The sequence below is a fragment of the Actinosynnema sp. genome (assembly GCF_052038725.1).
Genome location: NZ_JBQGCX010000509.1, coordinates 1 through 1,922, shown reverse-complemented (window position 1 = coordinate 1,922; position 1,922 = coordinate 1). Strand labels below are relative to the sequence as shown.

At 76.1% G+C, this 1,922-nt stretch carries 1 protein-coding gene; it reads right to left on the bottom strand.

The features are described from left to right. On the bottom strand, nt 1-1,922 hold a 1,922-nt coding region (locus ACTUAL_RS10145), incomplete at both ends, for a DEAD/DEAH box helicase (protein WP_440900093.1).

The following is a 1,922-nucleotide window of genomic DNA, read 5'->3' as shown; positions in this document are numbered from 1 at the left end:
CTCGGCGTCGTCCGCGTCCGCGGGCACCGGCAGCAGCGCCAGCGCCGACCGCAGCCGCTGCCCGGTGCTCGTGGGCACCATCATCCGCGCGGTCAACCGCCCCAGCTCGGTCGTGGCCAGCGCGTCCCCGGAGCGGGTCAGGTAGCCCTGCTCCACCAGGAACCCCACCGCCTCCACCACGACCGACTCGTCGTCGTCGCCCTGGGCGTGCGCGAGCGTCTGCACCCACCACGCCCGCGCGTCCGCCTCCGTGGTCACCCGCCCCTGGAGCACCTCGGCGAGCACGTGGTCGGCCAGGCTCTCCCGGATGCGCGAGTACACCGAGTACCCGGCCACCAACCGCGCCTGCCACGCCGCGCGCTGCGACTCGTCCACCACCAGGTACGACCAGCCCTCGGTCTCCCCGGCCCCGATCCGCCCGGCCCGCCCGAACATCTGGAGCACCGTGGACGTGTCCATCGGCTCCCCGCCGATCGAGCTGTCCCGCACCACGACCGCGCGGGCGGGCAGGTTCACCCCGGCCGCCACCGTCGACGTGGCCACCAGCACGTCCGACTCGCGCGCCCGGAACGCCCGCTCGGCCGCGTGCTTGTGCTCGTAGTCCGAGTAGTGCATCCGCACCCCGACCGCCGCGCACGCCGCCTCCAGCGCGTCCAGGTCGTCCGGCGCGGGCAGCTCGGCCCCGCGCTCGGCGGCGATCGCCATCGCCGTGGACAGCACGTTCCGCTTGGACCCGCAGAACACCAGCACGCTGCCGCCGCCCTCGGTGTGCCGCCCGACCAGGTCCACCGCGACCTGCTCGCGCACCCGCGAGGCCGCCGCGAACCCGGACGTCGCGGGCACCGTCGGCAGCTGCCAGGTCACCTTCGACGGCCGCCACGCGGTCGCCACCATGCGGGCCTGCAACCACTCGGCGACCTCGGCGGCGTTGGTGACCGTTGCCGACAGCCCGACGATCCGCACCGGCGAGTCCGCGCCGCGCACCCGCGCCAGCAGCGCCTCCAGCAGCGCGCCCCGGCCGGGGCTGCCGAGCAGGTGGATCTCGTCCACCACCAGGCAGCCCACCTCGCCCAGCGCCGCCTGCAACGACGCGGCCCGGCACACCGCCTCGAACTTCTCCGTCGTGGCCACCCACAGGTCCGCCGCGCGCACCCGCTCCACGTCCACCGCGTGCTCGCCGGACAGCCGCTCCACCCGCAGGCCCTGCCCGCGCCACGCCCGCAGCTCGCGGTCCAGCTCGTCGGTGAGGGAGCGCTGCGGCACCAGCCAGGCGGCCTTGCGGCCCTCGTCCAGGATCGCCTTCAGGACCGCGAGCATCCCGATGGTGGTCTTGCCCGCGCCGGTGGGGGCGGTGACCAGCAGGTGCTCGTCGGTGTCGACGATCGCGGGCGCGGCCTGGGCCTGCGCCGGGTTCAGCACCGGGAACGGCAGGTAGGGCAACCAGTGCTCGGGCACCAGCTCGGCGGTCGGCGCGGGCGGCGGGGTCGGACCGGGAGGCTCGTGCAGGTCCCAGACCACCTGGAACGCCAGGCGCGCGGCGAGCGCGGCGTCCTCGGCGACCGGCTCGCACGCCTCCGCCACCACGCCGCCCACCTCGGACAGGTGCGCGGTGGCGCGCAGCGGGGCGTCCAGGGAGGTGACGGTCTCCTGCTCCAGCCAGTGCGGCAGCTCCCGGAACGGGACGCCCTCGGAGCGCAGGAGGGTGCGCAGGTCGGCGAAGTCGGGGTGCGCGGGCAGGAGCACCCGCAGGTCGGAGCCGGGTGGGGCGGGCGGGGGCGTGAGGGTGGGGTCGGTGGTCTTGCACCACCACACCGGGACGGCGTCGGCGTCGGCGTCGGCGAGGAGGTGGTGGGGGAGTGCGGGGAACTCCTCGGCTGCGGCGGTGGGGACCGGGGTGGTGGCCAGGATCGCGCGGATGCGGG